The sequence below is a fragment of the Arthrobacter sp. CJL-S3 genome (genome assembly GCF_056711635.1).
The window spans coordinates 53,361-69,438 of record NZ_CM160046.1; the positions used below are offsets into that span (position 1 = coordinate 53,361).

General features: G+C 66.9%; 14 protein-coding genes. 6 read left to right on the top strand and 8 right to left on the bottom strand.

Annotation, left to right across the window (positions count from 1 at the left end; genetic code table 11):
- Nucleotides 1-74 precede the first annotated feature (74 nt).
- From AC06G6_RS00275 to AC06G6_RS00295, 5 genes are all read right to left on the bottom strand, one after another.
- A complete protein-coding gene (locus AC06G6_RS00275; RefSeq protein ID WP_479825237.1) occupies nucleotides 75-1,442 on the bottom strand; it encodes an MFS transporter in 1,368 nt (455 codons plus the stop codon).
- Between the two features lie 82 nt (nucleotides 1,443-1,524).
- On the bottom strand, nucleotides 1,525-1,995 hold the full coding sequence (locus tag AC06G6_RS00280; RefSeq protein ID WP_479825239.1) for an RpiB/LacA/LacB family sugar-phosphate isomerase: 471 nt from the start codon (nucleotides 1,993-1,995) through the stop codon (nucleotides 1,525-1,527).
- Entirely contained in the window at nucleotides 1,992-2,948 is a 957-nt protein-coding gene (locus AC06G6_RS00285; protein WP_479825240.1) for a ribokinase, read from the bottom strand. Before AC06G6_RS00285 ends, AC06G6_RS00280 begins: the two co-directional genes overlap by 4 nt.
- Nucleotides 2,949-3,028: 80 nt before the next feature.
- The gene (locus AC06G6_RS00290) at nucleotides 3,029-4,054 is read right to left on the bottom strand and encodes a LacI family DNA-binding transcriptional regulator (protein ID WP_479825241.1); all 1,026 of its coding nucleotides are present in this window, start codon (nucleotides 4,052-4,054) and stop codon (nucleotides 3,029-3,031) included.
- A gap of 316 nt (nucleotides 4,055-4,370) precedes the next feature.
- The gene (locus AC06G6_RS00295) at nucleotides 4,371-6,323 is read right to left on the bottom strand and encodes an adenylyl cyclase (protein ID WP_479825243.1); all 1,953 of its coding nucleotides are present in this window, start codon (nucleotides 6,321-6,323) and stop codon (nucleotides 4,371-4,373) included.
- A 308-nt stretch (nucleotides 6,324-6,631) separates the two neighbouring features.
- On the opposite strand from AC06G6_RS00295, the gene AC06G6_RS00300 reads away from it, so the two are divergent.
- The 6 genes from AC06G6_RS00300 to AC06G6_RS00325 are packed head-to-tail and all read left to right on the top strand — an operon-like array spanning nucleotide 6,632 to nucleotide 13,126.
- Nucleotides 6,632-7,924 (top strand): ABC transporter substrate-binding protein, encoded by a 1,293-nt coding sequence (locus AC06G6_RS00300; RefSeq protein WP_479825245.1) that lies wholly within the window; start codon nucleotides 6,632-6,634, stop codon nucleotides 7,922-7,924.
- A gap of 3 nt (nucleotides 7,925-7,927) precedes the next feature.
- A complete protein-coding gene (locus AC06G6_RS00305) occupies nucleotides 7,928-8,923 on the top strand; it encodes a carbohydrate ABC transporter permease (protein WP_479825247.1) in 996 nt (331 codons plus the stop codon).
- A complete protein-coding gene (locus AC06G6_RS00310) occupies nucleotides 8,920-9,834 on the top strand; it encodes a carbohydrate ABC transporter permease (protein ID WP_479825250.1) in 915 nt (304 codons plus the stop codon). The genes AC06G6_RS00305 and AC06G6_RS00310 overlap by 4 nt, the downstream gene beginning before the upstream one ends.
- Nucleotides 9,831-11,306, top strand: coding sequence for a glycoside hydrolase family 1 protein (locus AC06G6_RS00315; protein WP_479825252.1), 1,476 nt, complete (start codon nucleotides 9,831-9,833; stop codon nucleotides 11,304-11,306). Before AC06G6_RS00310 ends, AC06G6_RS00315 begins: the two co-directional genes overlap by 4 nt.
- A 25-nt stretch (nucleotides 11,307-11,331) precedes the next feature.
- Complete coding sequence (locus tag AC06G6_RS00320; protein WP_479825254.1) at nucleotides 11,332-12,390, top strand: LacI family DNA-binding transcriptional regulator; 1,059 nt, start codon at nucleotides 11,332-11,334, stop codon at nucleotides 12,388-12,390.
- 52 nt (nucleotides 12,391-12,442) lie between these two features.
- Entirely contained in the window at nucleotides 12,443-13,126 is a 684-nt protein-coding gene (locus AC06G6_RS00325) for a GntR family transcriptional regulator (RefSeq protein ID WP_479825257.1), read from the top strand.
- Nucleotide 13,127: 1 nt separating this feature from the next.
- On the opposite strand, the gene AC06G6_RS00330 is transcribed toward AC06G6_RS00325, so the two are convergent.
- The 3 genes from AC06G6_RS00330 to AC06G6_RS00340 form a co-directional block, all read right to left on the bottom strand.
- A complete protein-coding gene (locus AC06G6_RS00330; protein WP_479825259.1) occupies nucleotides 13,128-13,955 on the bottom strand; it encodes a putative hydro-lyase in 828 nt (275 codons plus the stop codon).
- A 5-nt stretch (nucleotides 13,956-13,960) separates the two neighbouring features.
- Nucleotides 13,961-15,178, bottom strand: a complete 1,218-nt coding sequence (locus AC06G6_RS00335; RefSeq protein ID WP_479825262.1) for an NRAMP family divalent metal transporter — start codon at nucleotides 15,176-15,178, stop codon at nucleotides 13,961-13,963.
- A 155-nt stretch (nucleotides 15,179-15,333) separates the two neighbouring features.
- Nucleotides 15,334-16,077 carry a GntR family transcriptional regulator gene (locus AC06G6_RS00340; RefSeq protein ID WP_479825264.1) on the bottom strand — a complete coding sequence of 248 codons (744 nt, stop codon included), beginning with the start codon at nucleotides 16,075-16,077 and terminating at the stop codon, nucleotides 15,334-15,336.
- Between the last annotated feature and the right edge of the window lies 1 nt (nucleotide 16,078).

Below are 16,078 nucleotides of genomic sequence, written 5' to 3' on the forward strand. Positions count from 1 at the left end.
GGCCTACATAGCCACTTAAGAAATGCGACCCGGGTCCGTCCAAGAGGGCGGGCCCGGGTCGCATTTTGTCCGTTCTAGCGCACGGAGGACGGTGCTGGCTCGTCCGCTGCGGAATCGGCCGGCTCGCCGGCGATGATGGCGTCCACCTCGGCCTTTTCCTTTGCGCCCCAGGTTTCCCGGGTGTTCAACACCCCGATGAGGCCGATGACGCCCACGAGGACGTACAGCGAGGCGCCGCCGGCCCAGCCGAAGACGGAGGCCAGCAGGACGGCCACGAACGGAGCAAATCCGGAAATGGACGCGGCAACCTGGTAGCCAATTGAGGCACCAGACGTCCTGGTGTTGGTCTGGAACAGCTCTGCGAACCAGGCACCCTGCGTGCCGGTAAACGTTGCATGGATGATGCCGATGCCGATCACGAACGCCAAGGCAATCAGGAACGGATTGCCGGTATTGCTAAGCAGGAACATCGGGAATCCGAAGGCGATGACGGCGATGGTTCCGCCAAGGTAAAGCTTGCGACGGCCGATGCGGTCGGTAAGCGCGCCGGCGATCAGCGTGACCGGGATGGCAAGGAGGCTGGCGATCACAATGCCGGTGAGGCCGATGGCCCGGTCATCGGGATTGTTCTTGGCGATGTAGGAGAGCAGATACGTTGCTGTGACGTAGTACGCGCAGCTCTCCACGATGCGCAGTGAGATCACCCGCAGGATGTTCCGCCAGTCATTCTTGATCACGGTGGTCAGCGGGTTCTTGACGATCGCGCCGATGGCCTTGGTGTGTTCGAACTCGGGTGATTCCTCGAGCTTCATCCGGACCACCAGGCCGACGACGATTAGGATGGCGCTGGCGAGGAACGGCAACCGCCAGGCCCAGTCTGTCTGCAGCGAGGCGGAGAGCAGGAAGGCGGCGTTGGCCAGGGTGATGCCCAGCGGGTTGCCTGCCTGAGGGATGGCGGCGAAGCGGCCTCGCTGCTTCCACGGTGCGTGCTCGAACGTCATCATGACGGCGCCGCCCCACTCGGCCCCGAAGGCCAGGCCCTGGATCATCCGGATGATGACCAGCAGGATGGGTGCGAGGATGCCGACCTGCGCGTAGGTGGGGAGGCAGCCGATCAGGACGGTGGCGATGCCCATGGTCAGCAGTGCGCCGACCAGCACGGGCTTCCGGCCGTACTTGTCGCCAAGGTAGCCGCCGACGGCCCCGCCGATGGGCCGCATCAGGAAGCCCACCGCCAGCGTGGCGAAGGCCAGGAGCGTTCCGACAACAGGGTCGGTGTTGGGGAAGAAGACCTTGCCGAAGTACAGGGCCGCGGCCGTGCCGTAGGCCACGAAGTCGTAATTTTCCACGCAGGTGCCGGCGGCCGAGGCCATGGCGGTCTTGATCTTTCCGGGGGAACCGTGGGCGGCCTGGCGTGGCCGGTCAGTGATTGCTGCCGTCATGTTCGATATCTCCTTTGATATTGCTGGACAGCCCTGGGCGGTGCGCCGAAGGCCTGTTGAACTTCTGGTGGTGCCGGACCGGTCAGATTTCGGCGGCCAGTTCCCGTGCTCCCTCAAGCTCCATCTCGCGCAGTTTCTGGACTCGGCGGATGGTGTCCTCGTCGTTGTCGAACTTGGCGTCCAGGAAGGACTCGAGGACTTCCTTGGCCGTGGCCCTGCCGATCAGCCAGGCGCCCATGGCGATGGCGTTGGCATCGTCGTGTTCCACGCTCTGATGGGCGGAGTAGACATCGTGTCCCAGGGCGCAACGGATACCCGGGATCTTGTTGGCCGCCATGACGGCGCCCACCCCGGTCCCGCAGACCAACACGGCCCGCTCGGCCTCGCCGGAGCGGACCAGATCGCAGGTGGCTCGCGTGATGTCCGGGAAATCGACCGGGGCCTCGCTGGGTGCGCCGCAGTCGATGACCTCATGGCCGAGGTCTTCCAAGACGGACTGGACGAAGGCCTTCAGGGGGAAGCCGGCGTGATCGTTGCCGAGTGCGATTTTCATGAGACTCCTTGGTACGGAATGACGGGGTTGGTTGTTGCGGGGGCTGGCTCGGATGCCGGTATTTCATGGCGCCATGGAATCGATTCCATGGCGCCGCTGCGCGTGACGGCGAGGGCCGATGCGCGGCTGGCTTGGATCAGTGCGGCGGGCAGCTGGCGGGGGCCGCCTGCGAGGGACGCGGCGAGGTAGCCCACGAACGTGTCGCCGGCCCCAGTGGTGTCCGTGGCGGTAACTTTCGTCGCCGGGACGTGCACAAGGTTGCCGTCCAGGACCGTGTGGGACCCTTCCGCTCCGGCGGTGCAGACGATTGCCGGACCAAGGACTGGTGGGAGCGTCTGGACCAGGTCCCGGTGGCTCCCGCGTATCCCGGCGAGGCCTGCCAGGACTTGGATTTCCTGCTCGTTCACTACCAGGAGGTCGACGTCGTCGAGCAGCCCGTCGATACGCCGGGGGGCGGGGGCGGCGTTGAGGATGACAAACGCCCCGCGGCTCTTAGCGGTCCGTGCGGCCTGCTGGACCAGCGCCGTCGGGATTTCCAGCTGCAGGACCAGGACGTCGCCGGCCCGCATGGTGGCGAGCCCCGCTTCGACGTCGCCGGCGGTGAGTCCCGCATTAGCGCCCGGACTGACGATGATCTGGTTTTCGCCCTGGTCGTCGACAGCGATTACGGCGGTCCCCGTGGCGGCGCCGGCGACGACCCGTACATGACCGGCGTCGATGTGGGCCCCGGACAGGACCTCAAGGATTCGCCGTCCATGGGCGTCGTTACCGACAGCGCCGGTGAATTTCACTGAGGCACCCGCGCGGGCCGCCGCAACGCCTTGGTTGCCGCCCTTGCCGCCCGGGCTGAACGTTGCGTCCGATCCCGGGACGGTTTCGCCAGCCCTGGGCAGGGAGCGGACGCGGATGTTCTGGTCGATATTGAGGCTTCCGACCACAAAAACCGTGCTCATGGGACCTGCTCCTTCAGTGGTGTCGGATGGTGCCCCAAGCTGGAAATCAGAGGGGTCGGACGGGGCGGAAGCCGCTGCTGTCACGGCTGCCCCACGCTGGGGCCAGTCGTGCCTGAGGAGGCGCGGACTATCAGTTCACTGGGCAGGACGACCGAGTCCGGCTTCTGACCGTCGATAACCTCGAGCAGTAGCCTGACCGCGGTCCGGCCCATCGCCTCCACGTCATGAGAAATGACGGTCAGCGGCGGATCCAGCAAGGAGAACCATTCGATGTCATCGAAGGCAATAAGGGCCATGTCCAGGCCGATGCGCAGGCCCTTCCGGTTCAAGGTGGCCAGCGCGCCGACGGCCATTGGGCTGTCGGCGGCCAGCAGTGCGGTCGGCGGCTGCGCGAGGCCCAGCAGGTGGTGCGCGCCGGCCGAACCGCTGGCTGACTGAAAGTCCCCGAAATAGGTCAGGGCGGGGTCGGTGCTCAGCCCGAATTCCCGGGCGGCGCGGGAGAAGGATTTGAGCCGGTCCCGTCCCGTGGACGTGGTCTGGGGCCCAGCGATGTAGCCGACGCGCTCGTGGCCCTGGCGGGCGAGGTGCTCCACCGCCTGGCGGATGCCCGTATCACTGTCTGTTGTCACACTCGGGACGTCGACACCGTCGACGGTCCGGTCGACGAATACCGTGGGGATTCCCCGTTCCAGCAGGGCGTGGAGGCTGGAGCTGCCTTCACCCTGGGGCGCGGCGATCACGCCGTCCACGCGCTGCGAAATGAAGGTGTCCAAATACCGGTCCTGCTGCGGGATGCTCTCGTTGGCGTTCCCCAGGAGGGTGACAAGCCCCTCGGCGAGTGCCGCCTGCTCCGCAGCGTGTGCCAGATCGGCAAAAAAAGGGTTGCGGACGTCTGAAAGGAGCAGCCCGATGACGTTGGTCCTGGTGGATCGGAGCGCTCGGGCCTGGGCATTGGGATGAAAATCCAGTTGGGCGACCGCCGCGGCCACTCGCTGCCTGGACTGCGGCGACGTCGCCGGATTCCCCGACAGCACCCTTGACGCCGTGGCCGGCGAGACGCCGGCCAGTGCCGCTACGTCCTTGATGGTGATGGAAGGTCCTGTCACTGCTGCACACCTCATTGTGGGACTGCTTGAACTACTCATGGAATCGATTCCATGGAATCGGTTCCACAAGTATGTGACTCCAGTTACGATGTGTCAATGGCTCCGCCCGGGAATCTGGGCTCTGATGACCGTCCCTCTGACGCACTTCGCTGCCTTTGCCCGGAACTACGACACAGGAAGCTGCCCGCGACGCGCCAAGATCCTGACGCGCCGGTGTTCCGGTGTCGACAGGAGTTCAGCGCCGCGGGGGACGGAAGGCGCGTCGCGGGCGTGCCTGTCCGGCGGGTGGGAGGTGAGTCCCGCCCGCCGGCGTCGTCTAGCCGAAGCTGGCGACGTAGCTGGGGACCCCGACGGCGTCCGTCGAGACCGGCGCGCCGGTGTCGTTGATGACGTGGTCCAGGGTTCCGGCGCCGAGGTTCACGGACAGCAGGCTGTGGAGCTTCACGCCGGGCGTGACAGGCACTTCGAATCCCCGGGTGGCGTGAATTGTCGGGTCGACGTTGTTGTAGACGTAGCTTCCCCCGCCCCAGAGTTCGTGGGTCTTCACCGAATCGGCGATCTTGTAGCCGGCCCAGCCAAGGACGCCGTCGTGCTGCCAGGCGGCCTGGTTGGGAGCGTCGTAAGGCAGTTCGTTCTGGAAGAAGACCGTCTTGCCGTGCTCGCCGTTCCAGATGACGTTGTACTGCTGGTAATGCTCCACGAACAGGCCGGTGGCCGTGACGTGGTCGCCGTTGATGATGACACCGTTGTCCCCCGTATTGGTGGTCCAGCCGACGCCGTTGCCGTGGTCCGCCCGCCAGGCCCAGATGTGGTCCAGGAGCACGTTGTCGCTGTTGACTTCCAGGCTGAGCGAGGCCTTGCCCACGTGCGGGCCGCCGATGCGGAAGAACACGTCGTGGAGCGTGGTGGGATTGGCCGGATCGCTGCGGTTCAGTGAGTTTGAGGAACCGCCGGCTTCGGAGTTTGTGGTCTTGCCGATGCGCATCAACGCGGGCGAGTTCACCTCGCCGGCATCCACCGTGACGGCGGCAATATCGACGCCGGGGACATCCGCGACAGTCAGCGGCACGGCGCCATTGACGGCGGTGAGGGTGGCCATGCCGAGCCCGAGGACGACGGTGTTGGCGCGCTTGACCTCGATGCTCTGGTCGATGTCGTATACCCCGGGGGTCAGCAGCAGGTTTTTGCCGCGGGCCAGCTGGGAGTTGATGGTCTTGACTGAATCGCCGGGCCTGGCCACGTAGAACTCGGACAGCGGGATGCTGCGGCCGGCCGTCGGGCCGTTTTCCCAGGTGGTGCCGGCTGAGTCCTGGCGGACCGCGGGAACGAAGACGCCGTACTGGCCCGCAGCGTCGAGGGTGAGATACGGCTTCTCCCGGCTCACCGGGGTGCTCGCCAGATTCGTGTACGGCGGATTGGGGAAGGACTGAGCCGGGGCGCCGTCGACGCCGGAGAAGACCTGGTTCCAGACCCCGTTGGACCAGTCGCCGATGCTGCTGTCACGCACGAAGTACTGCTGCTGGGAACCATTGATCACCGTGCCGGTCTTCGAGTCGGCAATGAACCCGCCGCTGGCATACTGCGGTCCGGCGGTGCAGTAGTCCATCAGGGACAGGTTGCCGCCGGTGACGTTGACCCGCCGCATCGGGGAGGCCTGCGAGGCAGCCCAGAAGTTGGCCGAACTCCGGCACCCTTCGAGGCCGGTGACGTTGATGGTGAGGTTGGACAACGAGCGCCAGAAGTTGTTCAGGGCAATGCAGTTGTCCGCGGTCAGGCACCGGTTGTAGACATCCACGTGCCCGTTGATGGTGACGTCCGTGGGTGAGGCGCCCAAGCCGGCAACCTCCGTCGAATAGCCGACCTGGACGATGAGAGGCTCCGCGACGCTGCCATAAGTGCCGGGCTTGAACAGCAGGGAGTACCGCTTGGATCCCATTTCGTCGTCGACCTGTTGGGCCGCAATGGAGTCGACCGTGGCCTGGATCTCGGCCACGGGCATGCTCGGGTCAAAGATCCGGACGTTGGGACCGAAGTCCGGCTCCGCCCCCTGCGGGGCGGCAGGTGCAGCCGGGGCGGCGACCTGGGCCGGAGCAGGGGCGGGGGCCTGCGGCGCGGCAGTCACGGAGGCGCCCGCGACCCCGCCACCGGTGCCGATAAGGCCGATGAGGAGGACGGCGGTGCCGGCGATGGAACGGGCCCGGAGGCGCCGCGGCTGTTGGATCTCAGTCCTGGCGGCCCCTGGATGAGCGGGGAAGTAGGCGAGCGGCATTGCTGGTCCTGTTCTCTGGGGTGCGGTCGTCGCGTGGAGCGGGAAGGCGCAGGCGATCGCATCTGGATCACATAGCTGTGGGAGCGCTCCCGCACTGGAGCGTAGCACCGCCTCCGGCCCCGGACAAGGGTTCGATCCCAGGGAAAAGCTCGTCCTTGACAAGCGCATGTGAGGTGGGACACCATGATCGTGAGAGCGCTCCCACACGGACCGCCCAGTTAGCCGCCGAATGGTGCGGCTGCTCCCATCCGGCCACCGCTGCCTCCGGCGCTGTGGCCCGGATGGACTTTGACGAAGGAGTCTTCCCTGTGAAAAAAACCAGCAAGTTCTCTGCGCTGTCGGCCGCGGCCGCCTGCCTGGCCCTGTCGCTCACGGCCTGCGGATCCTCCGCCCCCGAGAAGGCCGGCGCCGATGAAGCCACCGGTTCGAAGCCGGTGACACTGACGGTCGGAACGTTCAACGAGTTCGGCTACGAAAAGCTGTTTGAAGAGTACGAAACGCTGAACCCCAACGTCACGATCGAGCACAAGAAGGCCGCTACAACCAACGAAGCCCGCGACAATCTGACAACCCGCCTGGCGGCGGGGTCCGGCTTGTCCGACATCGAAGGCGTTGAGGTCGACTGGTTGCCCGAGCTCCTGCAGTACCCCGACCGCTTCACCGACCTGAGCGACCCGGCCGTCGAAGGACGCTGGCTGGACTGGAAGACCGACGCTGCGAAGACTGCTGACGGGAAGCTTCTGGGCTACGGCACGGATTCCGGGCCCGAGGCCGTCTGCTACCACGCCGAGCTGCTCAAGAAGGCCGGCATGCCCACCGAGCGCGAGGAAGTTGCGAAGATGCTCGGCGGAACCTGGGACAGCTACTTCGAGGCCGGCAAGAAGTTCAAGGCTGCCAGCCCGGACTCCGCGTGGTTCGACTCCGCGGGCGCCATCTACCAGGGCATGAGCAACCAGCTTGAGAAGGTCTATGAGGAGGAGGACGGCACCGTCATCGCCACGGACAACCAGAAGGTCAAGGACACCTACAACCAGGTCCTGGAAGCCTCCACCACGGATGGGCTTTCCGCCCACCTGGGCCAGTGGAGCGATGACTGGGCCGCCGGTTTCCAGACAGGCGCCTTCGCCACGACCCTCTGCCCGGGCTGGATGCTCGGGGTCATCGAGGGCAACGCGGCCGGAGTTACGGGCTGGGACGTGGCCAACGTCTTCCCCGGCGGCGGCGGAAACTGGGGCGGCTCCTACTTGACGGTCCCCACCCAGAGCGAGAACCAGGCCGAGGCCAAGAAGCTGGCCGGCTGGCTCACCGCCCCGGAGCAGCAGATCAAGGCCTTCACCGCGAAGGGCACCTTCCCGAGCCAGAAGCAGGCCCTGGAAAGCGACGAACTGCTGGGCGAGACGAACGCCTTCTTCAACGGGGCCCCCACGGGTCAGATCTTCGCCGAGCGGGCCAAGGCCGTTGACGTGACCCCGTTCAAGGGGACCAAGTTCTTCGCCATCAACGACGCCATGCAGCAGGCCCTCACCCGGGTGGACGTCGACAAAACGGACGACGCAGCCTCCTCCTGGGAGAAGTTCGTCACCGCCGTGAAGTCCCTGTAAGCCATGACGATCACGGACCAGGTCAAGCCCCGGAGCGCCGGGGGGGTGCCACCGCCGCCGGACGGCGGCAGCAGGGGCGTCCGGCGTCTGGCGTTCTCCCAGCAGGTCTCCAAGTGGGACGTGAAACTTTCCCCGTACCTCTACATCTCGCCGTTCTTCCTGCTGTTTGGCGTCACGGGCCTCTTCCCGCTGCTGTACACGGGCTGGGTTTCACTGCACAACTGGAACCTCATCGGCGGGCAAGGGAAGTTCACGGGCCTGGAGAACTATGCCTTCGTCCTGGCGCAGCCCTACTTCTGGAACGCCGTCGGCAACACCCTCAGCATCTTCCTGCTGTCCTCCGTGCCCCAGGTCGTCATTGCCCTGGTGATAGCGGCGGTGCTGGATGCGAACCTGAGGGCCCGGACGTTCTGGCGGATGGGGGTCCTGGTTCCGTTCGTCGTCGCGCCGGTGGCGGTGGGCCTGATTTTCAACAACCTCTTCGCGGACCAGTTTGGGCTGGTCAACGAGATGTTGAAGGCTCTTGGCCTGGACCCGGTCCGCTGGCACTCCGAGTCGCTGGCCAGCCACACGGCGATCGCCACCATGGTGAACTTCCGCTGGATCGGCTACAACGCCCTCATCTTCCTTGCCGCCATGCAGGCCATCCCGCGGGACGTGTTTGAAGCGGCGACGATCGACGGCGCCGGCCGGCTGCGGCAGTTCTTCTCCGTCACCGTTCCCATGCTGCGACCGACCGTGATCTTTGTGGTGATCACCTCCACCATCGGCGGACTGCAGATTTTCGATGAGGCACGGGTGTTCGACCAGTCCGGGCTGGGCGGGGCGGACAGGCAGTGGCAGACGCTGACCATGTACATCTGGGAACTCGGCTGGGGCCAGCGGAACTTCGGCAGGGCCTCCGCCGTGGCGTGGCTGCTCTTCGTGATGATCGTGCTGATAGCCCTGCTCAACTTCGTCATCACTAAGCGCATCGCCAGCCAGGGAGGCCGCAAATGAGCTCCATCCCCATGATCGAACAAAGCGCCGGCAAGGGCGCCGCCCGGGCCGCCGCCCGGCGCGGCCCCGGCGCCGGGCGCAAAGCGGGCTCCTCCGCCGTCCGCCGGCCCGGTTTCCTGACGTACGGCTTCCTCGGCGCGGTCCTGCTCGCATCGGTTTTCCCGCTGTACTGGTCCTTCCTCGTGGGCAGTCATGACAACACGGTCCTCAGCCGCGGCATCCCGCTGCTGCCCGGCGGGAACTTCCTCGCCAATGCGGAGAAAGTCTTCGACAGCATCCCGTTCTGGAAGGCCATGGGCAACAGCCTGATCGTCTCCGGCGTGACGGCGGTATCCGTCGTGGTGTTCTCCACCCTCGCCGGATTCGCCTTCGCCAAGCTCCGGTTCCGGGGGAGCAAGGGGCTGCTGGTGTTCGTCGTCGCCACCATGGCGGTCCCGACGCAGCTGGGGGTGGTCCCGCTGTTCATTGTTATGGCCAAACTGGGCTGGACCGGCTCGCTGTGGGCTGTCATCATTCCCGGTGTCGTCACGGCCTTCGGGGTGTTCTGGATGACCCAGTATCTCCGGGACGCCCTTCCGGACGAGCTCATCGAAGCGGTGCGGATGGACGGCGCCTCGATGATCCAGGCCTTCTGGCACATCGGATTCCCGGCCGCCCGGCCCGCCGCTGCCATGCTGGCACTGTTCACCTTCGTAGCCACCTGGACGAACTTCTTCTGGCCCTTCATCGTCCTCGACCCCTCCAACCCCACGCTGCCGGTGGCGCTGCAGCTGCTGCAGGCCGCACACTTTGTGGACTACTCGGTGGTGCTGGCAGGCGCAGTCCTGGCCACCGTTCCGCTGCTGCTGTTGTTTGTCGCTGCAGGCCGCCAGCTCGTTTCCGGAATTATGCAAGGAGCAGTAAAAGGATGAACACCACCCCGCTATCATTCCCCGAAGGCTTTCTGTGGGGGGCGGCCACGGCCGCCTACCAGATTGAAGGGGCGGCCCACGAGGGCGGCAGGAAGGACTCAATCTGGGACACATTCTGCCGGGTCCCCGGCGCGGTTGCCGACGCCCACAACGGCGACGTCGCCTGCGACCACTACCATCGCAGCGCACAGGATGTGGCGTTGATGAAGTCGCTGCACCTGAAGGCGTACCGGTTTTCGGTGTCCTGGGCCCGCTGCATGCCGGACGGCAGGACACCGAATCCCGAGGGGATCGCGTTCTACTCCCGCCTGGTGGATGAACTGCTCGCCGCAGGCATCACGCCCTGGCTGACGCTCTACCACTGGGACCTGCCGCAGGCCCTGGAGGACGAGGGCGGCTGGGCAAACCGGGACACCGCCCGGCTTTTCGCCGCCTATGCCGCCGTGCTGCACGAGGCGATCGGTGACCGGGTGCGGATCTGGACAACCCTCAACGAACCCTGGTGTTCGGCGTTCCTTGGCTACGCCGCCGGCGTCCACGCCCCGGGCCGGCAGGAACCGGCGGCGGCCCTCGCGGCCGCCCATCATCTATTGCTCGGGCACGGCCTCGCCGTGGCCGAACTGCGCCGCCGTGACCCGGACGTGAGCCTTGGCATCACCCTGAATCTCACCGTGGCGGATCCGGCAGACCCCGCCTCCGCGGACGATCGGGATGCGGCCCGCCGCATCGACGGGCTGCACAACCGGATCTTCCTGGATCCGCTCTTCCGCGGCCGATATCCCGCGGACGTGCTGGACGATGTTGCCGGTCTCGGCTTCGACACCGTCGTGCAGGACGGCGACCTGGCCGTCATCTCGGCGGCCGTGGACCTGCTGGGCGTCAACTACTACCAGGGCGAGGCCCTCACCAGGACGGCGTCCCCGGCCGGACATCCGGACCGTGCGGAAACGGTGACGACGACGGCGGAGGCCGCGCCGGAGACTGCCGGCCGGCCCGCGGCGTCGCCGTTCGTCGCCGCCGACGGCGTGCACTCGGTGCCGCGGGGGCTTCCGGTGACCGGCATGGGCTGGGAGGTCCAGCCCGAAGGCCTGTTCCGATTGCTGGTGCGGCTCCAGCGTGAGTACACGGGCCCGGCCGGCATCCCGATTTACATGACGGAGAACGGTGCCGCCTATCCGGATGTTCCCGACGCGCACGGCTTCGTCGACGACCAGGACCGGCTGGCCTATTTTGATGCACACCTGCGCGCGGTGCGGGAGGCGATCGACGCCGGCGCGGACGTCCGCGGCTACCTCGCGTGGTCGCTGCTGGACAACTTCGAATGGGCCTACGGTTACCACCAGCGCTTCGGACTGGTCCGGGTGGACTACGAGACGCTGGAGCGGATCCCCAAGGCCAGTGGCCTCTGGTTCGCGCAGGTGGCCGCGTCGAACGCTGTACCGGCCGGCAAGGCGGCCTCGCACGTGGGATGACCGGGGATGTCGTATTCTCAAAGTGATGAGCGAACAGATCCACCGGGGTGTCCGGCCCGAACCGGCGAAGCCGAGCCCCACCCTTGAAGACCTCGCGAAGGCGGCGGGCGTGTCCCGCTCGACCGCCTCGCGGGCCATCAACGGCGGCTCCCGGGTCAGCCCCGAGGCCCAGGCAGCCGTTGACGCCGCCGTCATTGCTCTTGGCTATACCCCGAACCCCGCGGCGCGAAGCCTCGTCACGCGCCGGACCTCATCAATTGCCCTGGTCATCAACGAACCCGATGCCCGCGTCATGATGGATCCGTTCTTCGCCGCCGTAATCACCGGGGTGACCGAGGCCCTGCGTGAGACGGAAATGCAGCTGGTCCTGCTGATGTCCCGGGCCGGCGGCGATCCCTCCCGGACGGTCCGTTACCTGCGCGGCGGCCACGTTGACGGGGCCATTGTGGTCTCCCACCACAAAGCGGATGGCTGGACTGAGGAGCTCGCCGCGTCCGGGCTGCCCACCGTATTCATCGGCCGGCCCTGGGACGTCGATCTTGGCATCCACTACGTTGACGTGGACAGCTTCCAGGGCGCCCGGCTGGCGGCCCTCCATCTCGCAGCGACCGGGCGCACCCGGGTCGGCACCGTCACCGGCCCGCTGGACATGACCGCCTCGGCGGACCGGCTCGCCGGCTGGCACGCGGGCCTCCGGGAAGCCGGGCTCCCGCCGGGACCGGTCGCCCACGGAGACTTCACTGCCGCCGGCGGCACGGCAGCCACGGAACAGCTGCTGGCCCAGGACGGCAGCCTTGACGGCGTCTTTGCCGCTTCGGACCTGATGGCCCGCGGCGCGATCACGGCCATCCGGGCCTCGGGGCGCGCGGTCCCGGGCGATGTCGCCGTCGTCGGTTTTGACGACCACATGTCGGCACCGGGCGAGCTGCCCCTGACGACGATCAATCAGCCAATGGTGGAAATGGCCACGGAAGCGGGCCGTCTCCTCCTCGCCGACATCGAAAACCCGGGAGCGGACCGGGATCCGGTGATCTACCCGGCGCGGCTGGTCGTGCGGGCCAGCAGCGGGCCGAAGGCCGGATAGGCCGCGCCGCACGCGGCGCGGGGAGTGCGCGCTTCTTCGGTAGATTGGATCCATGCCGATGAATACCGCGCTTGAAGGGATCTCCGACGAGGTCCAGGCGACTCATGCCCACACCGGGTCGTGGGTGGCTGCTGTACTGCGTTCGCGCATTTCGGCGGGCCAAATAGCCCCGGGAACGAAACTCTCCGAGCAGAGACTCTCCGAGGTGCTGGGCGTCTCACGGAATACGCTGCGGGAGGCTTTCACCGTCCTCGCCGGTGAGTCCGTGGTGCGGCGCATTCCGAACCGCGGTGTGTTTGTGTCCGCGCCGCAGGCCGAGGACGTCCGTGAAATCTACCGCGTCCGCCGGCTGATCGAACCGGCGGCCGTGCTCTGGGGGGAATACCGGGCAGAGACCCTGGCTGCCCTCGACGTCATCATCGACCGGGCCCGCGCCGCCCTGAGCGCGGGGGCCGTGACGGAGATGGCCGATGCCAACCAGGACCTGCACAAGGCGCTGGTGGCGCTCTCCGGGAGTGCCTCAGTGGATGAACTCATGGACAGGGTCCTCGCCCAGATGCGCCTGGTCTTCCACGCCATGGCCACCACGACGGACTTCCACAGCCACTACGTGGAACGCAACGCCGCCCTCGTGGCGCTGCTGCGTGCCGGCCGCCGGGACGAGGCCGCGGCAGAGTTGCGCAGCTACCTGGACGCCGCCGAGCACGAACTCCTGGTGCACATCGGCGCCCAGTAACCTACGGGACCTGGTACGAGGTGTCGCGCGCGTCCGTGATGAGCATGTGCCCCGGGGCATGGCCGATTGCCAGTGCCGGCCTCGACTCCATCACGGCCGCCTGCGGCGTCACCCCGCACGCCCAGAAGACGGGCACATGGCCGTCCGGGATCCGTACCGGGTCGCCGAAGTCGGGGCGGCCCAGATCCGCGATGCCCAGTTCGGCGGGGTTGCCGACGTGGACCGGCGCGCCGTGCACGGCCGGATAGCGGGAGGTGATGCGGACGGCGTCGGCCACCTGGGAGGCCGGAACGGGCCGCATGGAGACCACCAGCGGGCCGGCCATTTGTCCGGCCGGTTCGCAGCGGACGGACGTGCGGTACATGGGCACGTTCACTCCCTGGTCGATGTGGGCCACCCGGATGCCGTTGTCCTGGAGGGCGGATTCGAAGGTGAAGCTGCAGCCCACAATGAACGTCACGAGATCATCGCGCCAGTGGTCCGTGATGTCGGTTGGTTCGTCGACTTTCCGGCCGTCTCGGTACACCACGTACTTGGGCACGTCGGTGCGGATATCACCTCCGGCCAGCAGCGCACCGGAGGTCGCGCCGGCGTCCAGCACGCCCAGGACAGGGCAGGGCTTGGGGTTGCGCTGGGCGAACAGCAGCACGTCGAAGGCCTGCGCCTTGGGCACGATGATCAGGTTGGCCTGTGCGTAGCCGCTGCTCCAGCCGGAGGTCGGCGTCACGAGGCCGGCGCGGAACAGGGCCCGGGCCTCGGCCGGGAGCAGACCTGCCGGGTCTGCGGGGCGGGTGATGCGGGACGGGACGTTCACCTCACGTAATTTCATGGGTTCTAGGCCCACAGCTTTGCCAGGCTGGTCAGCGAGCTGTAGCCGAGGAACAGGGTCAGCAGCCAGGCCACGATACCGATGACCAGCAGGCCCTTGGGGTAGACGTAGCCGTGCAGGAGGTCCCGGCGGCGCCAGGCCACCCAGAGCAGGACACCGAAACCGACGGGGAGGATGAGGCCGTTGAAGGCGCCGGCGAAGATGAGGAGCTGCTGCGGGGCCTGGCCGATCAGCAGGTAGGCGACGGTGCAGAAGGAGATGAAGCCGACGGTGATCAGGTTGCGGGTGCGGTCCTTGGTGGTGGACTTCGTCACGAAGGAGACCGAGGTGTACGCGGCGCCGATCACGGAGGTGATGGAAGCGGCCCACAGGATGACACCGAAGACGCGCATACCGATGTCTCCTGCTGCGGCCTGGAAAGCGGAGGCGGCAAGGTTGTTGCCGGTCAGGGCCACGCCGCCGGCGACGACACCGAAGATGGCCAGGAAGAGCAGGATGCGCATGACGCAGGTGACCAGGATCCCCACGATCGAGCTCTGCGTGATCTGTTTGACGTTTTCAACGCCGGTGACGCCGGTGTCCAGCATGCGGTGGGCGCCTGCGTACGTGATGTAGCCGCCGATGGTTCCGCCGATGAGGGTGGTGATGACCAGGAAGTCGACCTTCTCGGGCATCACGGTGTTCTTGAGGGCCTCACCCAGCGGCGGGGCCGACACCACTGCCACGTACAGCGTCATCAGGATCATCAGGGCACCCAGGATCACCACGATCCGGTCGAGGGCGACCCCGGCCCGCTTGCTGAGGAAGATCAGGATGGCCAGCACCGCGGAGATGGCCCCGCCGATTTTGGGGTCCAGCCCCATCATCGCGTTGGTGCCGAGCCCGGTTCCGGCGACATTGCCAATGTTGAAGACGATCCCACCCATGAAGACGAGCGCGGCGAGGAACCAGCCGACGCCGGGGAGGACCTTGTTGCCGAGCTCCTGGGCCCGCAGGCCGGAGACGCCGATGATCCGCCAGACGTTCGCCTGCACGGCAATGTCGACCAGGATGGAGACCAGGATCGCGAAGGCGAAGGCGGCGCCGAGCTGGACGGTAAAGGCTGTGGTCTGGGTGATGAACCCCGGGCCGATGGCACTGGTGGCCATGAGGAACATGGCGCCCAGCAGGGCGGAACGCCGGACGGCCGGTTTGAGGGCGGCCTTGACGGTGGTGGTTTCCATGGGGGGTCCCAACAGTTGGGTGACTGGCGTCACAACGATTGTCTCCCGCAACTGTACCGACTGTTGAACAATCTGCGCAAGGAATTGTTCAACAATTTTAATTCGGCCTGTTCCGATCCCGGTGAACTCCCGGGCTTACCGCCGGTCAGTTTCGCTCAGTCGCCGTGGACCGCGCGCTGTTTCTCCTCCGAGTAATTCAGGTAGGCCAGCAGCAGGTCCCCGGCGCGTTCCAGCTCGCCGGCCTCAAGGGCCTTGCAGATTTTCTCGTTGTCGTCGAGGTAGCCGCGGTAGAAATGCGCATCCACGGTGGCCTTGTGAAAGAACAGCCGCATCTCGGCCAGCACCTGGGCCATGATCGTATTGAGGCGCCGGCTCTCGGCCAGCGCCACGATGGCCCCGTGGAAATGCTGGTTCGCGCTGCCGAGGGCTTCCTCGTCGTCCGCTGCCGCCGCGGCCTTGCCTTCCTCCACGGCCGCGCGGACCGCCGCCACCCGCTCGGGGCTTCCTCCGCCGCGGATCGCGCTCACTTCAATGAACCGGCGCACGGTGTAGACGTCGTGGATCTCGCCCGGCCCCAGGGTCGCGACGAACACGCCGCGGTTGGGATGCCGGACGACCAGCCGCTCGGCCGCGAGCTCGGCAAAGGCCTCGCGGATGGTGTTGCGGGAAACGCCCAGCTCCTCGGAGATGGTTGATTCAGTCAGTCGCGCGCCCGGCAGCAGCAGCCCTTCCGCCAGCTGCAGCCGCAGCTCGGCCGCGACCCGGTCCGCCACGGAGGGGGTGGCCACCCGCAGCCGGGCCGCCGACCCCAGGGCCGCACCCGCGGTGCCGGAGGCCTTGCTGCGTCCGCCGGCGGTAGGGCCGGGAATGCCGGGGAGTCCTGATTCGGCGCTCGTCATA

Bases quoted from the DNA above. Each gene is read 5' to 3' on its own strand.
- AC06G6_RS00320 (WP_479825254.1), top strand. From the start codon at position 11,332: ATGAGCGAACAGATCCACCGGGGTGTCCGGCCCGAACCGGCGAAGCCG.
- AC06G6_RS00275 (WP_479825237.1), bottom strand. From the start codon at position 1,442: ATGACGGCAGCAATCACTGACCGGCCACGCCAGGCCGCCCACGGTTCC.
- AC06G6_RS00310 (WP_479825250.1), top strand. From the start codon at position 8,920: ATGAGCTCCATCCCCATGATCGAACAAAGCGCCGGCAAGGGCGCCGCC.
- AC06G6_RS00340 (WP_479825264.1), bottom strand. From the start codon at position 16,077: ATGACGAGCGCCGAATCAGGACTCCCCGGCATTCCCGGCCCTACCGCC.
- AC06G6_RS00330 (WP_479825259.1), bottom strand. From the start codon at position 13,955: ATGAAATTACGTGAGGTGAACGTCCCGTCCCGCATCACCCGCCCCGCA.
- AC06G6_RS00285 (WP_479825240.1), bottom strand. From the start codon at position 2,948: ATGAGCACGGTTTTTGTGGTCGGAAGCCTCAATATCGACCAGAACATC.
- AC06G6_RS00315 (WP_479825252.1), top strand. From the start codon at position 9,831: ATGAACACCACCCCGCTATCATTCCCCGAAGGCTTTCTGTGGGGGGCG.
- AC06G6_RS00325 (WP_479825257.1), top strand. From the start codon at position 12,443: ATGCCGATGAATACCGCGCTTGAAGGGATCTCCGACGAGGTCCAGGCG.
- AC06G6_RS00295 (WP_479825243.1), bottom strand. From the start codon at position 6,323: ATGCCGCTCGCCTACTTCCCCGCTCATCCAGGGGCCGCCAGGACTGAG.
- AC06G6_RS00305 (WP_479825247.1), top strand. From the start codon at position 7,928: ATGACGATCACGGACCAGGTCAAGCCCCGGAGCGCCGGGGGGGTGCCA.
- AC06G6_RS00280 (WP_479825239.1), bottom strand. From the start codon at position 1,995: ATGAAAATCGCACTCGGCAACGATCACGCCGGCTTCCCCCTGAAGGCC.
- AC06G6_RS00335 (WP_479825262.1), bottom strand. From the start codon at position 15,178: ATGGAAACCACCACCGTCAAGGCCGCCCTCAAACCGGCCGTCCGGCGT.